17 protein-coding genes and 1 tRNA gene are annotated in these 17,134 nt (G+C 37.5%); 10 read left to right on the plus strand and 8 right to left on the minus strand.

The window, feature by feature from the left end:
- Window positions 1–208 precede the first annotated feature (208 nt).
- Window positions 209–661: a 6-pyruvoyl trahydropterin synthase family protein gene (locus tag GN157_RS12505; RefSeq protein ID WP_157483749.1), complete on the minus strand. Its 453-nt coding sequence runs from the start codon at window positions 659–661 to the stop codon at window positions 209–211.
- A 112-nt stretch (window positions 662–773) separates the two neighbouring features.
- Between GN157_RS12505 and GN157_RS12510 the strand changes: the two genes are divergently transcribed.
- Window positions 774–1,412 (plus strand): 2OG-Fe(II) oxygenase, encoded by a 639-nt coding sequence (locus GN157_RS12510; RefSeq protein WP_157483751.1) that lies wholly within the window; start codon window positions 774–776, stop codon window positions 1,410–1,412.
- On the opposite strand, the gene GN157_RS12515 is transcribed toward GN157_RS12510, so the two are convergent.
- Window positions 1,402–2,172: an enoyl-CoA hydratase/isomerase family protein gene (locus GN157_RS12515; RefSeq protein WP_157483752.1), complete on the minus strand. Its 771-nt coding sequence runs from the start codon at window positions 2,170–2,172 to the stop codon at window positions 1,402–1,404. The genes GN157_RS12510 and GN157_RS12515 overlap by 11 nt on opposite strands.
- Window positions 2,173–2,281: 109 nt before the next feature.
- Here GN157_RS12515 and GN157_RS12520 point away from each other — a divergent pair.
- From GN157_RS12520 to GN157_RS12545, 6 genes are all read left to right on the plus strand, one after another.
- Window positions 2,282–2,355: transfer RNA gene (locus tag GN157_RS12520), tRNA-Ala, on the plus strand.
- Between the two features lie 283 nt (window positions 2,356–2,638).
- A complete protein-coding gene (locus GN157_RS12525; protein ID WP_157483755.1) occupies window positions 2,639–3,955 on the plus strand; it encodes a site-specific integrase in 1,317 nt (438 codons plus the stop codon).
- Window positions 3,956–3,967: 12 nt separating this feature from the next.
- Complete coding sequence (locus GN157_RS12530) at window positions 3,968–5,050, plus strand: PDDEXK nuclease domain-containing protein (protein WP_157483756.1); 1,083 nt, start codon at window positions 3,968–3,970, stop codon at window positions 5,048–5,050.
- Between the two features lie 404 nt (window positions 5,051–5,454).
- Entirely contained in the window at window positions 5,455–6,012 is a 558-nt protein-coding gene (locus GN157_RS12535; protein ID WP_157483758.1) for a hypothetical protein, read from the plus strand.
- Between the two features lie 23 nt (window positions 6,013–6,035).
- The gene (locus GN157_RS12540; protein ID WP_157483760.1) at window positions 6,036–7,685 is read left to right on the plus strand and encodes a SprB repeat-containing protein; all 1,650 of its coding nucleotides are present in this window, start codon (window positions 6,036–6,038) and stop codon (window positions 7,683–7,685) included.
- Between the two features lie 41 nt (window positions 7,686–7,726).
- On the plus strand, window positions 7,727–10,021 hold the full coding sequence (locus GN157_RS12545) for a leucine-rich repeat domain-containing protein (RefSeq protein WP_157483762.1): 2,295 nt from the start codon (window positions 7,727–7,729) through the stop codon (window positions 10,019–10,021).
- 252 nt (window positions 10,022–10,273) lie between these two features.
- On the opposite strand, the gene GN157_RS12550 is transcribed toward GN157_RS12545, so the two are convergent.
- Window positions 10,274–10,915 (minus strand): response regulator, encoded by a 642-nt coding sequence (locus GN157_RS12550; protein WP_157483765.1) that lies wholly within the window; start codon window positions 10,913–10,915, stop codon window positions 10,274–10,276.
- A 206-nt stretch (window positions 10,916–11,121) separates the two neighbouring features.
- Here GN157_RS12550 and GN157_RS12555 point away from each other — a divergent pair, with 206 nt between their 5' ends.
- The 3 genes from GN157_RS12555 (at window position 11,122) to GN157_RS12565 (ending at window position 14,678) form a co-directional block, all read left to right on the plus strand.
- Window positions 11,122–13,335: an ATP-binding protein gene (locus GN157_RS12555; RefSeq protein ID WP_157483767.1), complete on the plus strand. Its 2,214-nt coding sequence runs from the start codon at window positions 11,122–11,124 to the stop codon at window positions 13,333–13,335.
- 121 nt (window positions 13,336–13,456) lie between these two features.
- Complete coding sequence (locus tag GN157_RS12560) at window positions 13,457–13,900, plus strand: hypothetical protein (RefSeq protein WP_157483769.1); 444 nt, start codon at window positions 13,457–13,459, stop codon at window positions 13,898–13,900.
- A 76-nt stretch (window positions 13,901–13,976) separates the two neighbouring features.
- Window positions 13,977–14,678, plus strand: a complete 702-nt coding sequence (locus GN157_RS12565) for an outer membrane protein assembly factor BamD (RefSeq protein WP_157483771.1) — start codon at window positions 13,977–13,979, stop codon at window positions 14,676–14,678.
- Window positions 14,679–15,016: 338 nt separating this feature from the next.
- Here the strand turns inward: GN157_RS12565 and GN157_RS12570 are convergent, their stop codons facing one another.
- The 5 genes from GN157_RS12570 to GN157_RS17855 all read right to left on the minus strand — a co-directional run.
- Window positions 15,017–15,295 (minus strand): hypothetical protein, encoded by a 279-nt coding sequence (locus GN157_RS12570; protein ID WP_157483773.1) that lies wholly within the window; start codon window positions 15,293–15,295, stop codon window positions 15,017–15,019.
- Between the two features lie 6 nt (window positions 15,296–15,301).
- On the minus strand, window positions 15,302–15,559 hold the full coding sequence (locus tag GN157_RS12575) for a DNA-binding protein (protein ID WP_157483775.1): 258 nt from the start codon (window positions 15,557–15,559) through the stop codon (window positions 15,302–15,304).
- Between the two features lie 103 nt (window positions 15,560–15,662).
- A complete protein-coding gene (locus GN157_RS12580; protein WP_157483777.1) occupies window positions 15,663–16,019 on the minus strand; it encodes a hypothetical protein in 357 nt (118 codons plus the stop codon).
- Window positions 16,020–16,026: 7 nt separating this feature from the next.
- On the minus strand, window positions 16,027–16,407 hold the full coding sequence (locus GN157_RS12585; protein ID WP_157483779.1) for a hypothetical protein: 381 nt from the start codon (window positions 16,405–16,407) through the stop codon (window positions 16,027–16,029).
- Window positions 16,385–17,134 (minus strand): hypothetical protein (locus GN157_RS17855; protein ID WP_197429450.1); only part of this gene is annotated, 750 nt, incomplete at its 5' end. The genes GN157_RS17855 and GN157_RS12585, both read right to left, overlap by 23 nt.

Here is a 17,134-nt window from a genome sequence, read left to right on the forward strand (position 1 = left end):
GAGCGTATCTCCGGACAGGGATATGGTGAGAGCGAGCCTAAAGTAGACTGTAAAGAAAACTGTACTGAAGAGCAACACGCTCAAAACAGACGATCTGAGTTTATTATCGTGAAGAAATAATCAATTATAAATCGCCTTAACAATTTTAACCAACCTAAAAAGTAAAAAGCAGCCCATTGGGCTGCTTTTTTTATTGTGTATACTTCTTTTATTGGTTATCGCTCTGATACCATTCGGCAAAAGAAGTTTCGGTCTCCTGAAGTCTTAATGAATGTAGCGCTATGTTTTCTGGTAATCTGCTTTTAATTTTTGCGGCAAAATCAATTACCATGTTTTCACTAGTAGGCTGGTAATCTACTAAAATTACATGATGTCCTCTTGTTTTTAATTCGTTAGCAAGCTCAATATGAGGCGTATTTTGATTAAAAACAGTAGCATGGTCAAAAATATCTACAATTTCTTCCTTAACTATCTTTTTAAGATCGCCAAAATCAATTACCATTCCGTACTTAACATTGCTGGTATCTGTAATAGGGCTTCCTATAACGGTTACCGATAGTTTATAACTGTGTCCGTGTACGTTTTTACATTTGCCGTCATATCCGTAAAGGGCATGTCCGGTTTCAAAATTAAACTGTTTTGTAATCCTGATTTTGCTCATTATAATAGTATTAAGTGTGCAAATTTACTAAATTAAATGCATCGCATTAATTTATTCTCAACCTATTGGTTTTCCTGTTATCTTTGCTCGCCTTTTTTAATTATGGCGCTATATGGATGAGTTACAGTTGAATCCGTTGTATGAAAAGGTCATAACCGACCTTTTAGAGAAGCAATATAGTGTGGTAGAAAACTTTTTTCCTCTGGAGGAAGTACTTGAGCTTCGCCAAAGCCTCTTAGATAAATACGATGACGATCAGTTCAAAAAATCAGCTATTGGAAACTGGTCTAACGAACAGGTTATGAAAGCCGTTAGGGGTGATTTTATTTTCTGGTTGGATGAAAGTAAATGTAACCCTGCTGAAACTAAGTTTTTTGCACGGCTGAATCATTTTATCGATTACCTTAACAGAACTTGCTTTATGGGGATTGCAGAACAGGAATTTCATTATGCGTTATATCCTGAAGGGACATTTTATAAGCGTCACTTGGATACGTTTCAAAATGACAGCAGAAGAAAACTGTCTGTAGTATGTTATCTTAATGAAGAAGACTGGTTGCCGGAATATGGAGGTGAACTGGCTGTTTATATTCCTGAAAACGGCACAGAACGCACAGAGAATATTTATCCGGTACAGGGACGTATGGTGATTTTTGAAAGCAGCGTTTTAGAACACGAAGTTAAGCCTGTAAAACAGGAACGTTTAAGTATTACAGGCTGGTTAAAAACAAGGGGAGAGGCTATTTTTTAAACCTCTCCAAAGCCTGTTTTGTAAAGTCGGAAAGCACAAGTCTTCCTGATATTTTTGCGCGTTCTGCCAGTAAGGTGCCCCAGTTTTCGGTGCCTTCCCACAGTACTTTTTTCATTTCGTTTAAAGCTTCGGGGTTATAAGATGCCAGTTTAGAACTGAAAATTTCAAGTTCGTTGTCGAGCTCTTTTATATTTTCAAATACCTTGGCATACAAACCTTTTTCCTGTGCCCAGTAGGCATTTTTCCATTCGTGTGCGGCAAGTGTCATCTCTGCAAGTGCGGCTTTACCCATTTTTCTTTCTACAGCCGGGGCGATTACAAACGGACCGATACCTATAGTGAATTCAGATAGCTTTATAGCACTTCCTTCTGTCGCCAGTGTATAATCACATGCAGAAGCCAGGCCTACGCCACCACCTACAGCTTTTCCGTGTATACGGCCTATAATTAGCTTTGAACAGTTGCGCATAGCATTGATAACATTGGCAAAGCCTGCGAAGAAAACAGCACCTTCTTCTAAATTAGATACTGCTAGTAGCTCGTCAAACGATGCTCCTGCACAAAAAGCACCTTCGCCTTCACTTTTAAGTATAATGATACTTACTTCAGGGTTATTACTAAGTTTATTAAACTCGTCTGTAAGTCGCTGTAATAGCTCGCCGGGGAATGAATTACTTGCCGGATGACCAAACTCTACAGTAGCGATTTTGTTTTCAATTTTTGTATATAAAGACCCGTTAGGCCTGGTTGTAGTACTCATGCTTGCTTTGTTTTTGGTAAAATTAAAGTAAAATGAAAAAGAGAAAAACAAAAACTTTAAAAGTTTGTATTTTTGGTAGTGAATTATATTATATTTGCTTCACAGTTTTGGGGATGTAGCTCAGCTGGCTAGAGCGCTTGCATGGCATGCAAGAGGTCGTGGGTTCGACTCCCATCTTCTCCACTTTTACTGAATTTTTAGCTTTTTTAAAACAAAGCAAAATTTTCAAAAAGTATCGTAAAACCTGCAAAATCAATGTTTTGCAGGTTTTTTTGTTTCTTATGCTACCTGCAAAATTTTCAAAAGTGATAAAAAAATTTGTGGCAAATCTGTGGCAATTTCTAGTGCCGGATAAAATTGCCACAAAATAGGGGTTAAACTTTTGATAATCAACCTGTAAACAGGTTTTACATCTTGACTTAAAGACGGTATAATTCGAACTTTATTAATTTAAAAATGTTGAATTATGTTAGAACAAAGTTTCGGGCTTACCTTCTTTTTGAAGAGCTCGTCAAAGCAAAGCAATGAACGGTTTATCTATTTGAGGGTAACGGTAGACGGAATCCCTAAAGAAACTTCCACAAAGCGAAAGTGGAATGTGCAGCGATGGAATCAGAAATTAGAAAGAGCAACTGGTATTAGGGAAGATGCTAAAGCTGTAAATCTGTTTCTGGATTCGTTAGCTGCCAGGATAAATCACTACCGAACGAGCCTGATGCTGGAAGGACATACCATTACCGCTCAAAGACTGATTGATTTTGTTTTGGGGAAGACTGTTTCTAAAGCAAAAGTTATGGAAGAGTTCAGTCTTCATAATGATGAAATTAAAGCCTTAGTTCCCAGAGAGTATTCAAAAGTCACCCATATAAGATATGAGACCGCTAAGTCGCATGTTAGGGAGTTTTTAAAATTTAAGTACGGAATTGATGATCTGGAGTTCAGGGAACTTAATTACGAGTTTGTAAAGGACTTTGAATTTTATTTGAAATCGGTAAAGGGAATAAGCAATAATACTACGCTTAAATACATTTCCAATTTTAAGAAAATTGTTCTTAGAGCTATTGACAAAGAGATTATAACCGTCGATCCTTTTAAAAGGTTTAAAAGTAAAAAGGAAAAAATTATTAAAAGGCCATTATCAAAGCATGAATTATATCAGTTGGAGAACCACCCTATTACTATTGAAAGACTTGCTACAGTGCGGGATGTCTTTGTATTTCAATGTTATACCGGACTGGCATATATCGATGTATATAATTTAAAAGTATCTGATATAAGGAAAGGTGATGATGGCGAATTATGGATACTTAAAGAGCGGCAAAAGACAGGCAGCAGTTTTAAGGTTCCGTTACTTCCCCAAGCGTTAAGGATAATTGAAAGGTATAAAGCACATCCTACGTGTGTGGAACGTGGTACTGTCCTTCCTGTAATTTCTAATCAGCGGATGAATGGCTATTTAAAAGAAATAGCTGATCTCTGCGGCATTCAAAGTACGCTCAACACTCATAAGGCCAGGCGTACTTTTGGAAGTACTGTAACACTCAATAATGATGTTCCTATTCATGTGGTTAAAGAGATGCTTGGCCATCAATCAGTAAAGCAAACCGAAGAATATGCTATTACAGAGCATAAATCAATTGGAAAGGAAATGAGGCAATTGCAAGAGCGCCTTAGTGAGAAAAAGCCACAGGAAGACAACGAATCTGTTATCTCGAAAATGCAGCAGGAGATAAATGAACTTAAAGCATTGTTGACAAGTAACCAAAAAGCTTCATTAAACTAATTACAAGAAATCATGGAAAATCATTTTATTGAAATAGCACAGCTAATAAGACAGGCACGTAATAATGCCTTAAAAGCTGTAAATAAGGAACTAATTAATTTATATTGGAATATAGGCCATTACATCTCTCTCAAAATTAAAAATGCAGAATGGGGAGATAAGACAGTTGGCGAACTGGCGGATTTCCTTAAAAAAAATCACAGTGAATTAAAGGGCTTCACTCGCACAGCACTTTATAGAATGGTCAAATTTTATGAAATGTATTGCTCAAATCAGTTTGTTGCTGCAGTGAAGCAACAAATACAGAAGCCTGACAATCAGAAACATGAAATTGGTGCCACACTGTGGCACCAATTTGAATCAGAAGATATCAGAGAGACCATACTTGCTAAAATTAGCTGGTCGCATCATCGTATTATCTTCGGACGTTGCGGTACTGATGAAGAACGAATATTTTATATAAAACTGAGCATAAAAGAAAACTACAGCGTTAGAGAACTTGACCGTCAGATTTCCGCGAGTCTCTTTGAACGAGCAATAACAAGCGAAAATCCTAAAACTGTAATTCAGTCCAAATCCAAATCTCATATAGGGCAGGTCTTCAAGGATAATTACGTGTTTGATTTTCTTAACCTGCCGGAGAATCACAGTGAAGATGACCTGCAGAAAGGGCTTTTGCTCAAGATGAAGGACTTCATCTTGGAACTTGGCAGGGACTTTATATTTATTGCTGAAGAGTATAAGCTAATGGTTGGTAACAGTGACTTTTATATCGACTTATTGTTTTATCACCGCGGTTTGCAATGCCTTGTAGCTTTCGAATTGAAAGCAGGTAAGTTTAAACCGGAGCACATAGGGCAGCTAAATTTTTACCTTGAAGCAATTGATAGGGACGTGAAGAAAGAACATGAGAATCCAAGTATGGGGATTCTGCTTTGTAAAGACAAGGATAACCAAGTGGTTGAATATTCACTTAGCAGAAGCCTTTCTCCAACTATGGTCGCAAAATACAGAACCCAATTGCCCGAAAAGGAATTGTTGCAGCAGAAGTTGCATGATATTTTTGAAGAGGACGAAAATTTGAATAATGATTAAAAAACTAAAGATGCTGTTTCACTTTTTGAGACAGCATCTTTGCTTTTACAATTGTTGCCACACTGTGGCGACAATTGTAAAATCGATTAATTCAATACACAAAATTTGTCTCATCACTGATGAGACAAATGGAAAGGACCTCTTTTTATGCCATCACCGATAGTACAATTTTGCTCAACCCAAAAAACTCCACCTCACTTTTATACCCCGGATGATAAGAAGGAGTATATTTAATAATCCCCAATTCCTGAAGTGAAGATAAGTTTTTGTTTTAAATTCTTTTCAATAGGCAGGAAAGGGTAATATTCTCAAATTTAGATGTATGTAGTGTAGGGTATAAATACCCTTTAAAGGGTATTTTTTCTCGTATCTCTTAGGCTTAGCTTTGTTTCTAAATTGTACTTATGAAAAAAATATTCATTATCCTATGTGCCTTTACGTTCATTACCAGCTGGTCACAATCAGAAAAAATTCAATTTTCGGAAAAAATATCAGTTGCAGGTTTTGAGCATAAAGAACTGTTTGAAAATGCCATAAACTGGTATTTAGGGGCGAGACGTGAAGATAAAGTTGATAACGTATTACCCGAATCCGGTATATTGGAAAGTAACCGGCTAGTATATTTTTCTGATGAGAAAGGTAGTTACATGCACATTGGTCTTGACATCGTTATAAAAAAGCCACAACCGGTATTGATAAGTTATACCGTAGCTATAAAAACATATACAGAAGAGTATAGTTTTTCGATTGAAAATTTTTACTATAAACTCATAAAGGATAAAGACGGTGAATGCTATCAATATACTGCACTGGAAAATGATCCTCCCGAGGACTGCAAATCGACTTGGGGGCTGGTGTTTTATAAAAACGCAAGAGCAAATCTGGAAGAAATCGTACGGATCTACATGGTAGAGAACTTTATCCCTCAGTTAAAAGACTGGATGAAAAGAAAGAGACCTTGATTACTACTTTAATAAATTATAAAATGTCACAAAAATTTTTTTTACGCCTCACCCTGTTACTGTTAATCGCCTCGTGTACTGGTATTTTCATGGGTTGTTCGGATGATGATTCTCACGATGCAGGTCAAACGGGAACACAAAGCTACGAATTGACCGTATTTAAAAATCAAACCGGTAATCCCGATGCCAGCGCATTACAGGCGCAATATAAAGACGACAAAGGAACACTTAATGTATACGGTGGTTTTGACGGCAATAATGCACCGGCCGATATACATACACTCACTTACCAAATAAATAACAATGATACTATTGTTAATATGGTTATCGATCCTGTTTTTAACCGCATAAAATCTACGTTCTTTACGGTAAACGGTACAAAGCAGCCTATGGTAATGAATTTTAATTATGCACATGAAAATGTTGTGAATGTTTCATTTTATGATTATGACTGGGTAACGCAATCGGCTGCACTATTATATTCTTCTAATGTTTTGGAAAATAGCGGTAACTATACTTCAAACCCGGTTTATAGTGGCAGAAACGTATCCGGTACAAATTCCTGGGAGGCTTTGGGCGTTATCGGTTCCAGTATACTTATAAGCGAAGGTATTATTTTAGCGGTAGGAGGAGAGACAGTTGTGCTCGCGGCTTTGGGTACGGCAGCAGCCCCAATTATTGCAACAGTTGGAACTGTAGGAGTAGCGGTGGGCATTGCTGCAGTTGCATTGGCAGTTATTACTGCTGACGCCAACGCTTCAGAACTTGAGCCATCTGATATACCTTATCCGCCAGACACACCAATAGAAAATCCTGTAACGCTAGAGAGTGACCCTACTGAAAACCTTGTGGTTTCAGAATGTATCGAGAATACACTTACCTATAATGTATTTATGGACTGGGAAGGTACTATTGTTGTTGAAACACCCTCTGATGGAGGTATCCCTCCATTTAGTTACTTTTTAGAGGGTCAGTCAGGATTTACTGATACCGGAATCTATGCAGGCGATTATGAAAACGGAGATTATTTAGTTGCCGTGAAGGATGGTAATGGCTGCATAACGGCAAAAATGGTAACCCTAAACAGGGATTGTTCAGGGTCAGACCTCGCTGTAACAGCTTTCGCTGATGAAGATACAGCAACTGCATCAGTATCAGGGGGACAGCCTCCGTATGCTTATCAGTGGAGTGATGGCAGCACGACAAGCTCTGTCACGGGGCTGGCTGATGGTGAATATACTATTACGATTACCGATGCTAATGGTTGTACTGCATCTGCAAGCGTTGCTATAGAAATTACCTCAACAATCTTAGCTGGAACATGGAATATGAATATTACATTGGGCGGTGGAGAATGTGATGAAACATTGCTTATGGATGAGACAGGAGCAATACTTCAATTTGTGTTTAATGACAATCAGACCGTAACATTCCTGAATGATCCGTCCGGAATGGATCTTAACAGTGGCTATTATAGTCAGGTATACCAGTGGGTTCCTGAAGAACAATACCTTGAAATTTCAATCCAGTACAGTGATTTTGAAAATGATGAAAGTATCCATTTCGAAATACATGCAAATTATGATGAAGGGACTCACGCATTTACCGGCACATACACGAACATCTGGTCGGACGGAGTGATGTGTCAGAATACAGTACAATTGTATCAGTAATAATACTAGGTCCTTAACAGATCAATCTTAACTATATTATTATGAGAGAAAAAAACTTTTTAAAATTTAGCCTATTTTTATTTTTATTGGCTTCTACAGGATTTCTTGCCAGTTGCTCTAAAGATGACAGCCCTTCCGAAGAGGGTGGACAGATTATAACTCCTACCGAGGTTAATCAAAGCCAGGTGGTGACAATAGAAATGCCTACAGCGGTTTCGGCAGCAGAATATACGGGTACTTTCAATGGGAATACGATAAACCTTGCCCGGGTAGGTGAAAAAAATATTATGTTTCAGGTGCCTTCTTCCGCCTTAGGAGAGGCAAATCTTGTTGTTGAAGGGCTTGGTTTGAACCTTACTTATACGGTTAATGAAACGGTGTTGCCAGGTACCCCTGAGCAGGAACTGGAGCCATTTTTCAGTGACATTGCGGCTTTTGCCTTAACGATTCAGGAGGAAGAAACAGAAGAGGCACTCCTCGTGAATAATGTCATAGCTTCGTTTAATGATTATTATGATTCTCTAAATGAAGAAGAAAAGCAACATTTAGCAATTTATTACAAGGCTAATCATGAACTTTTTAACAGTATAATAAGTGGCGAGTTAAATGTAGCGGGGCGTTTTAACACGAAGGACTTAACCTTCGATATAGATACGCACCTTTTGAAACATCAGTTAGCGGCCTTGGCTTTAGGCGGTGGAGCTGTGGTTGTATGGCTCGCTCCGGATCCCCTTGAAAAGGCGGCAGGAGCATTGGTTGCTTATATAGCATGGAAAAAATGCAAGAATTACCTCAAAGAGATGATGACCTCCAAATTGAGGAAGGTAAATGTAGCTTTTGGTGATATGCTGTCAGAATTAAACAGAGGGCCACAATCAAATCTTTCCTTTACAAACGGAGAAAGCCAGTCTCTTGCATTCAATATAGAACAGCGTGATATAGAATCTGGGGATACTGCGTCAGAAAACGAAGGCTTACATACTTTCTTTGCCTCACATGGGGTATTTACTGAAGCAGTTGATAAAGTTAATGGTGTCATAGAGTTTGTCAATGATAATCTATTCTTTTCCAACATTGATCTGATCCCTGTATATACGATGCCATCTGAACAACCGACAGAACTTACAGGAGGTGGGGAAGCAGTTTTTAATGCATTGCAATTCTCCGTTGAGAATGATAATATTACTTTAAATACAAGCTATGATGACGGCAATATCGTAATTGCTTTCACAATAAATAATCCGGCAAACGTTGAGGGAAATTTTATTGAAACAAATTTAAACTATACTTTTCAGGATGAATTAAACGCAATTAGCGGTAGTTTTCCTGTAATAGTATCATTGTTGCAACCATCGATTTTTACCGATGCAGCCGCTGTAAAATCCATTCTAGAAGCTAATGGTATTGACGTAAGTGATTCACGATGGATCTCGGAAAATGAAAATGATGTAATTTCAATACTTACAGAAAATGATGCGGTTATAAATAATGGTAGAGTAACAAGTCTAAGTTTTCAAAGTAAAGGATTAACAACTATACCGGCCAGTATTGCAGGCTTGACAGAACTTGGTGGTTTTTTACTAGGTTATAATTCTCTTACCTCACTACCAGCTGAAATAGGAAGTCTACCTAATTTAAAAGTACTTAGTGTTTTCCAGAATAATCTAACGAGTATTCCTTCTGAGATAGGTAATTTAAACAATCTGATCAAACTTGAGCTGGATAGTAATAATATTTCGAGTCTTCCAGAGAGTTTATGGGGATTAACAAACCTTAACTGGTTGACTGTAGGCGGGAATAATTTACCGGTGATGCCTGCTGCAATTGGAAATCTTGTAAATCTAACCGATTTGGGTTGGAGTACTAACGGCCTTACTGCATTACCTACAACGATTGGAAATCTAACAAATCTCAATGCCCTATCCATATTTGGGAATGAACTCACCAGTTTACCGGCAGAAATAGGTTATCTTACCAATTTGACAACTTTTTCAGTTGAGGATAATGCCCTAACCAGTCTTCCGCCTGAAATAGGAAATATGACGAGCCTGATAGGTGATTATGCCGGGGTATTGAATTTCAGCGGCAATCAGCTTACATCTCTTCCCAGTGAAATAGCCAATCTTGAAAACGTAAGTGAATTAAAGCTAAGCAATAATCTTTTGGAAAGCATACCTTCTGAAATTGGAACGATGAATTTGAATGCACTAATTGTTTCATCAAATCAATCTCTTTTATGCTTACCATCAGCTGTATGGAATTCATCTACTATTCAGAATATATATTTTGATTACACAGGTATGAATAATTCTGGTGATACAAATTGTAGTGAGTAAATGTTATTGTAATAAGATAGATAGCGTTTAATTAATAATATTAAATGATATAGTTGAAGGGCAGTAGGTTATATTCTGCCCTTTTTTAGTTTTCAATCTGTAAATAATTATTTCTTTAATTGAAAATATACTGGTTTTAAAGATATTCTCTTTCTTCGGTCATTAGTCTCATTTTTCTCTTAGATGGTAATACCAAGTAAATTATTGAATTGAAAAACTATATATTTAGTTCAGTATTTTTCTTCAGATTTATTAAATCAAACCGTTTTTCGAAGCAAAATCATATAGACTTGCCGTGTTTGAGTTTTCGAGCTGTAGTTTTCTGAAGATATTTTTACGATGTGTCTGGACAGTGAAGGCCGACAATGCTAATTTATCGGCGATATCGGAAGAGGAATAGCCTGTACAAATTAGTTTTATTATTTGTGTTTCTCTTTTTGTAAGTCTGTATTTCTGAAGGAAGCCGTCAAGATAGGTAAATTGATTATCTTCTTTTGATATTGGGGTAGAAATCGTTTCAAAAAAGGTCTCCCCCTTCATTACGTCTTTAATAATCAGGATTAAATTTTCAATATTATTAGTTTTGAGTAAGTAGGCCGAAGCACCAAGTTTACGGCACTCAGCTGCAAGTTTTTCAGAAGCATACGATGTTAAAACAATTGTTTTTACTTTAATCTTCTTGTCTCTTATTTGTTGTAAAACCTTCAAACCATCAGTTCTTGGCATATTTAAATCCAGAAATAGAATATCGGCCTCTACTAAAGCCGATGACTGCAATAGGAGTTGACCGTCATCAAATTGGCCGGTTATAGTGAAAGACGGTTCACTGTTTATAAGCTCTGTAATACCTTGTCGAACTATGGGATGGTCATCAGTGATAATGATTTTTAGCATGGCTGAGGCTATTGGGTTGGTGGTACAAATTTAGCGATCTATGTTTATTTTATACGGTATTAGAGATCAACTTTGCGCAAATAATTCTTAAATAAACAAAAAATACCTCATATGAGGTATTTTTTAATTGGCAGTAAATCAATAGTTTTACGATTTTGGTGAAAAATAGTTGCAGCCCAATATAAAATTTAAAGCCAGCCCTACCGATGAGATTTACATTACAATTAAAAGTCCTATCCCTTTTTATCCTGCTTATTACAAAGTTTACGCTAAAAGCACAGGATAAAAGAGTACTGGACAGCCTTACCAATATAATAGAACATACATCCGATAATGACCTTAAGATTGAGACACTGCTGAAACGATCTGATGTATACCCCCTGGCTTTATCAGAACGTGCTGAACAGGATATTCTACAGGCAGAAAAAATAGCCCTTGCGGACAGCAACTATAAAAGATTGGCCGAAGTATACAATTTTTACGGTTATTTATTACGCGCACTGGGTAATAACCAAAAAGCGATAACAGTATTCGGTAAGTCCCGTGCAGCAGCTATTTCAGGTGATAGAGTAACCCTGAAGGGACATGCGGAGCAAAATATGGGTACTACCTATGCCAGTCTGGCTCAAAATGACAGTGCGTTGTACTGGTTGGATGAGGCTTACAGGACCTATAGCAGTGTTGAAAATACCAAGACACAATTTTTTCTGAATGTTGTTGCTTCCAAGGGGCTTCTTTATAATAATGTAGGGAAGTATGACCTGGCTATCATAGAATTTGATAAAGCTATAGCCTTGTATGGCAGTGATACTGAAAACAGGATTTTATCCGGAATCTATGGTAATAAAGGTAATGCCCTGAATTTAATGCATAAGCACGAGGATGCTATTGATAATTATATAAAAGCGTTGAAAATAAATGAAAAATACAAGGACAGTGCCCGTATTATGTACAATCTTAATAATATAGGATTGCTGTTTTCCAATCTTAATGATTATCAAACGGCAAAAAAGTATCATTTACGTGCGCTTACCATTGCGAAGAGATTAGGTTATGATGAGCGTAATCCTTACTACAATATGAACCTGGCACAGGACTATAAGGGATTACAACGAATAGATTCTGCTTACATTAACTTTAAAAAAGCACTTGAGATAGCAGCTTCAATTGATAATGATTCCTGGCGGGCAGTTACCTATAGGAATTATGGAAATTTTCTGTTAACACAGAAAGACTACAAAGCTGCTGAGGAATACCTTACAAAGGCGCTGAAAATATTTGAAGTAATACAAAATATAACAGAAATAGCTTCTGTGAAAAGTTCATTGGCTTCTATAAAAATTGAGAACAACAAACTTGGTGAGGCACAAACATTTTTAAACTCGGTAGATAGCCTCAAAGGAGTTGGTTACCTGAGACCGATGACCACCGCCATAGCCAATCAGGTTGCTATTGAATATGATTCCATTATCGGAAATAAAGACAGTTTACTGGTAAATTATAAAAGACAGCTAACATTACTAGACAGCCTTTATAACCAAAATGAAAAAATGGCTGTTTTAAAGGCTGAGGCAAACTATCAGATTGAGAGGCAGGAGCTGCTGCATCAAATCGAAGTGCAAAAAAGTAAGCAAAAGCGCATAACTACCCTTATTTTTGCTATAATATTGGCAGGAATAGCTATAATAATACTTATTGTTATGGTTTTAAAAAGGAGACAGGCAAAGCTGTTGCATACGGCTCAGTTGGAGCAATTAGAGCAGGAGCATCTACTGAATCTTGCAAATACTCTTTCTCAGGCGGAACAGGACGAACGTAAGAATATTGCGCATAAACTGCATGATGAGGTAGGTAACCTGTTATCCATCGCTCAGTTAAATGTAAGTCAGTTAGCTACTTCAGGCGGTATTCAGGAAACAGGGCAGCAGGCAAAACTACAGGCGACCTCAAGAGTATTGGGAGAGATTACAGAATCAATTCGTACAATCAGTCATTCGTTGATGCCCATTGCTCTGGAAAAATTCGGACTTAAGCCGGCACTTCAGGATCTGGTAAGCTTACTAAATACCTCCGATGATATTCATGTTGAAGTTATTATTGATGGGATAGATGATACTACCTTATGGCCTGCACAACTTCCCTTAACTATTTACAGAATGGTAAATGAGGTTTTAAACAATATTTTAAAGCATGCAAAGGCGGGAAATATACTACTTCAAATTATAGAGCTCGAAAATGCTGTCACGGTATATATAGAAGATGATGGTATAGGTTACAGCGATACAGCAAATACAAAAAACGGAAGGGGCTTAGTGATGCTGAAAAATAGTATTGAGTACTGTAAAGGTATGATTGAGATTAGTAAAGCTCCCAACGGAGGTACTTTTGTCTTTGCCGAAATTCCCACACATATTGATTAACATTTAGAACTTCATTAGAAAGTGGAAAAATACCCTTCATAAGGTATTTTCTGTAAAATAGCTCTCACATAATTTTGTAAGATACTTTAATACAGTGTTCAACCAACAAAATTATTCTATTATGAAACGTTCATCAATACTATTCACAGTATACCTGTTCGCTATTTTTACTTGTCTAAGCGGTTTTACTACAACAAATATTTCAAGCTTGAGAATTACTGCTAATGAGGAATTCTCAGGTGACTGGACAGCCTGGTCTATTTGGTACACCGGCAATTGTTTTTCCGGTATCAGTTACCGTTACAGAGAGCGCACTACTTCTATTGCGGAAAAAAACCAGGTCCAGGTAGAGATAAAGAACAACTACAAAAAGGGAATCTCAATCAGTCATAGGGTTACCACAGATCCGAATGCGAATGCGATATACCGTTTTGACTTAAAGCCGGGTGAGTCGCATATTACAGAGGAGTATGTGCTTAAGAATAAAAAAATGTATGTACTGATGGATAAACTACGTTTTGCAGGTGATAGCTACGGAGACTCTTACAGGCCATGTGATCAATAGGGATATAGGTATAAAATTTTTGAAGCAGTAAACTACTGCTATTGTAATCAGTGGCTAATCTGAAAAATAACAACGCATGAATAAAATAATTTTCACATCATTATTACTGTTTTTAATTTCATCGGTTTCCCATGCTCAAAATAACAATTTCAGAGCTCAGGGGTTTTACTATAAAGCCAAGGAATTAAAAGAATCGGGCAGCTATAGTAATGCCATTCCATATTGCAAAAAAGCAGAAGAAGCCTTAGGAGGCAGTAACTTAGAGTTGCAATACCTCTATATATTGTGCTATTATTACAGTAGGGACTATAGTAACGCTCAAAAAGAAATGGAACGTTTCTTTAATTTTAAAGGGGATCAGAAGGACCAAATTAAAAAATTTGATAAAAGTGTTGACAGAATTACCGATGATGAGACTAAAGCTGTAACACAGCTCATGGTTGATATCGACGAGAAGGCACATTATGAGTCAACGCACACGACCTGTGGCAATTGTAGCGGCACCGGAACAGAGTCCTATCATAAGGATTGTTTCTCCTGTAACGGTAAAGGATATGAATCTTACCAAAAAGCCTGTTCAAATTGTAATGGGAATGGAGGTTCGTATATAGATCACGGAACAGCTGTAGGAAAAAAATGGCATAAATGTGCTTATTGTTTTGGTAAAGCCTATTCTACCCAATCCAGAAAATGTAGTGATTGTAGCGGAAAAGGTTATAATTCAGATACAAGAACCTGTACCAGATGCTTTGGTAAAGGTAAGGTAGCAAAAGAATAATTTTCAATTAAAGTACAGTATTCCTGAATGGTTTTTAGTAAAAGTTAGTTTTGCAGTTTTATTATTATGACGCTGTGATCAGTATATATTCGCGTCATAATAGTAGGACATAGTAACCACAAAACACAGTACTTTGTAGTTTACCCGGATTTCTTGGGTAGTACACAAAAAAAGCCCGAGCATTTGCCTGGGCTTTTTAGCGAATAAATATTATTGAGTTGACAACACCTTACCTTTGTCGATAGCTAAAATAGGAAATAACTTTTCTTATCTGCGATTTGATTTTGCTATTAACACCAGATTAACAAGATTGTTGTAGGCAAATAGTATTATTAAGTTTACAGCAACTCCACCTCACTCTTATATCCCGGATGATAAGACGGAGTATACTTTATTATTCCTAGTTTCTCAAGCTCTTTTAAATACTTATGATAGGAGGGAAGTGTTTTGATATGTGAAAGTGCCATGAGTTTCCTTCGGCTCACATTAATAGTCTTGGATTGTTTTTGTCTTGCAGCCAAAGTTAGTATAGCCGTTAGGAGCGCAAAATGCCAGACATTGAGCCTGGCATCATTTTCCAGTTTGGAAAGATGGTTGTGAATGTCCTTTGCCGTCATAACCCATCAGTTTCCGGTGAATAATTTCAGTAGGTCAGTCCTATTGTAGTAGTAGGAACCCAAAACTTTTTTAAAGCGCACCTGTCCCGTTACTCTTAAGTTTTGTAACGATCCTGCCGACATGGTCAACATTTTTCTGGCTGCGCGGCTTTTCAGCCATTCCACTTCGTCATCTTTTTTAATCTCGGGTTTTAGTTTTCTAATTTCATCAATAATCATAAGGCTGTACTGCCTTAAATCGTCTTTGGTTACATGCTCGCTCATAATTCCTCTTCATTTGTAATTCAACTTTCGCTCTCTATTTTGCTTTCAGCAAAACGGCACAAATAAAATTACAATATTGAGCCTGATTTATCGTAGTCAAAATTTACTTATGATTTTCATTTTCAAGATCTTTCAACTTCAAATGCAGTTGATGGCAACTATCCAATATCTGAAATTCCTCCATTGGCATGAGGTCAAGTGCTATTTGAAGTACATCGGCAATGGTAAGTGCTGATGCCAACTTCCTGTCATTACCGCTTTCTTCCATAGAATACAAGGCGGTCATACATACCTGAATGATATCCATTACAGCTAGATTAAGATCGTTGTAGTCGCTAAAGAACAATTTAGCCGTATACATATCCTCTCGGTTATGATAAGGCTTCAGCATATTAAACTCCGTAGCTTTGGTTAGAAGTGAAGCAAAAGCTTCCAGTTCCTGTGATTTTTTTGTTTCCATAATTGTACTATTTAGTGGGGTTAGAATCTATTTCTTTAAGTAACTCTTCTTTCTTGGCATTGAGGTAATCATTGAGTTCCTTTAGTGTTTGTCCGGTATCACCGGGAAGCAGTTGTTTAATTAACTCAAGAACACTTACAAGGTGTCGGGTGGGATGACTGACAAAGCCGCTGTTTTCGGACTCTGAATTATACAGCGTGTGTAGCGAGATTTCAACAAGATCTTCTATGACGATAAATACATCAAAGTAGTTACTGTAGCGGAGCTTACATTCGTAGCATTCCGTATCAGTCATCATGTAAATGGGAAGCCCTATTTTCTCCAATCGTTTGGTTAGCGATATATCGCTTTCGGGATTTTTACTCTCATTCGTTTCCATCACTTTCATTTTTAGATTGTTTATTCTCTTTAGCAAGCTTTTCAAGCCTCTCGATTTCCGACTCAATCAGGATAGTAGCTTTTTCATGGAAAAGCCGGCACCTGCGTTGCAATAGTTCCGTGCTTACAAAATCCATAGGGCCGAGGTGGGCGCTCCTGAGTTTGCTGATGTGTTTGGAGATTAGCTCAAACATTTTGATTTCCTCTTGGGAATTCCTTGGAAAAAACTCTCTAACCAACGTGCAGAACAGCGAACAGATATCAAAAAGGTAACCGAGATTAAAATGAATAGGTCGGTAGCCCAGAAAAGTATTGATAAGAGCCAGTGCCGTATTTTCCATGGCAACCTGCATCATGGCTTCCTGTATCGGTTCGGTGTCAATGCCGTCTACCATGCCTTGGGATTGCAGGAACACTTCCGAAACGCGGTTACGATTGTGCCAGTACGCTTTTATGTACTTTACATTTCGCTGAGGTTCCTTCTCAAAGGCGATACACGGAGGTACAACCTCGTGCTCATACAGGTTGATCCCCTTATGCATGGCATAATAATAGAAATATTTACTTTCTGCGGTAAGCTGCCTCACGGTAGTTGCTTTGTGTATAAACAACGTTATTGTGTACTGCCCTTTGCTTTTCTTTTTTATGATGTCGCTAAGGTCGGCCACTGCATTTTCCCTGCTGTGTATGGTGTACACCAGTAAATAGTAATGGGTGTGCTGCCTTGTTTTTACCTC

It is taken from the genome of Flavobacterium rakeshii, assembly GCF_009741375.1.
Taxonomy (GTDB): domain Bacteria; phylum Bacteroidota; class Bacteroidia; order Flavobacteriales; family Flavobacteriaceae; genus Flavobacterium; species Flavobacterium rakeshii.

What these genes read in the sequence shown, in the direction of transcription:
- GN157_RS12535 (WP_157483758.1), top strand. Translation starts at nt 5,455, where the DNA reads ATGAAAAAAATATTCATTATCCTATGTGCCTTTACGTTCATTACCAGC.
- GN157_RS12550 (WP_157483765.1), bottom strand. Translation starts at nt 10,915, where the DNA reads ATGCTAAAAATCATTATCACTGATGACCATCCCATAGTTCGACAAGGT.
- GN157_RS12585 (WP_157483779.1), bottom strand. Translation starts at nt 16,407, where the DNA reads ATGAAAGTGATGGAAACGAATGAGAGTAAAAATCCCGAAAGCGATATA.
- GN157_RS12525 (WP_157483755.1), top strand. Translation starts at nt 2,639, where the DNA reads ATGTTAGAACAAAGTTTCGGGCTTACCTTCTTTTTGAAGAGCTCGTCA.
- GN157_RS12505 (WP_157483749.1), bottom strand. Translation starts at nt 661, where the DNA reads ATGAGCAAAATCAGGATTACAAAACAGTTTAATTTTGAAACCGGACAT.
- GN157_RS12540 (WP_157483760.1), top strand. Translation starts at nt 6,036, where the DNA reads ATGTCACAAAAATTTTTTTTACGCCTCACCCTGTTACTGTTAATCGCC.
- GN157_RS12565 (WP_157483771.1), top strand. Translation starts at nt 13,977, where the DNA reads ATGAATAAAATAATTTTCACATCATTATTACTGTTTTTAATTTCATCG.
- GN157_RS12510 (WP_157483751.1), top strand. Translation starts at nt 774, where the DNA reads ATGGATGAGTTACAGTTGAATCCGTTGTATGAAAAGGTCATAACCGAC.
- GN157_RS12580 (WP_157483777.1), bottom strand. Translation starts at nt 16,019, where the DNA reads ATGGAAACAAAAAAATCACAGGAACTGGAAGCTTTTGCTTCACTTCTA.
- GN157_RS12555 (WP_157483767.1), top strand. Translation starts at nt 11,122, where the DNA reads ATGAGATTTACATTACAATTAAAAGTCCTATCCCTTTTTATCCTGCTT.
- GN157_RS12530 (WP_157483756.1), top strand. Translation starts at nt 3,968, where the DNA reads ATGGAAAATCATTTTATTGAAATAGCACAGCTAATAAGACAGGCACGT.
- GN157_RS12570 (WP_157483773.1), bottom strand. Translation starts at nt 15,295, where the DNA reads ATGACGGCAAAGGACATTCACAACCATCTTTCCAAACTGGAAAATGAT.
- GN157_RS12560 (WP_157483769.1), top strand. Translation starts at nt 13,457, where the DNA reads ATGAAACGTTCATCAATACTATTCACAGTATACCTGTTCGCTATTTTT.
- GN157_RS12575 (WP_157483775.1), bottom strand. Translation starts at nt 15,559, where the DNA reads ATGAGCGAGCATGTAACCAAAGACGATTTAAGGCAGTACAGCCTTATG.
- GN157_RS12545 (WP_157483762.1), top strand. Translation starts at nt 7,727, where the DNA reads ATGAGAGAAAAAAACTTTTTAAAATTTAGCCTATTTTTATTTTTATTG.
- GN157_RS12515 (WP_157483752.1), bottom strand. Translation starts at nt 2,172, where the DNA reads ATGAGTACTACAACCAGGCCTAACGGGTCTTTATATACAAAAATTGAA.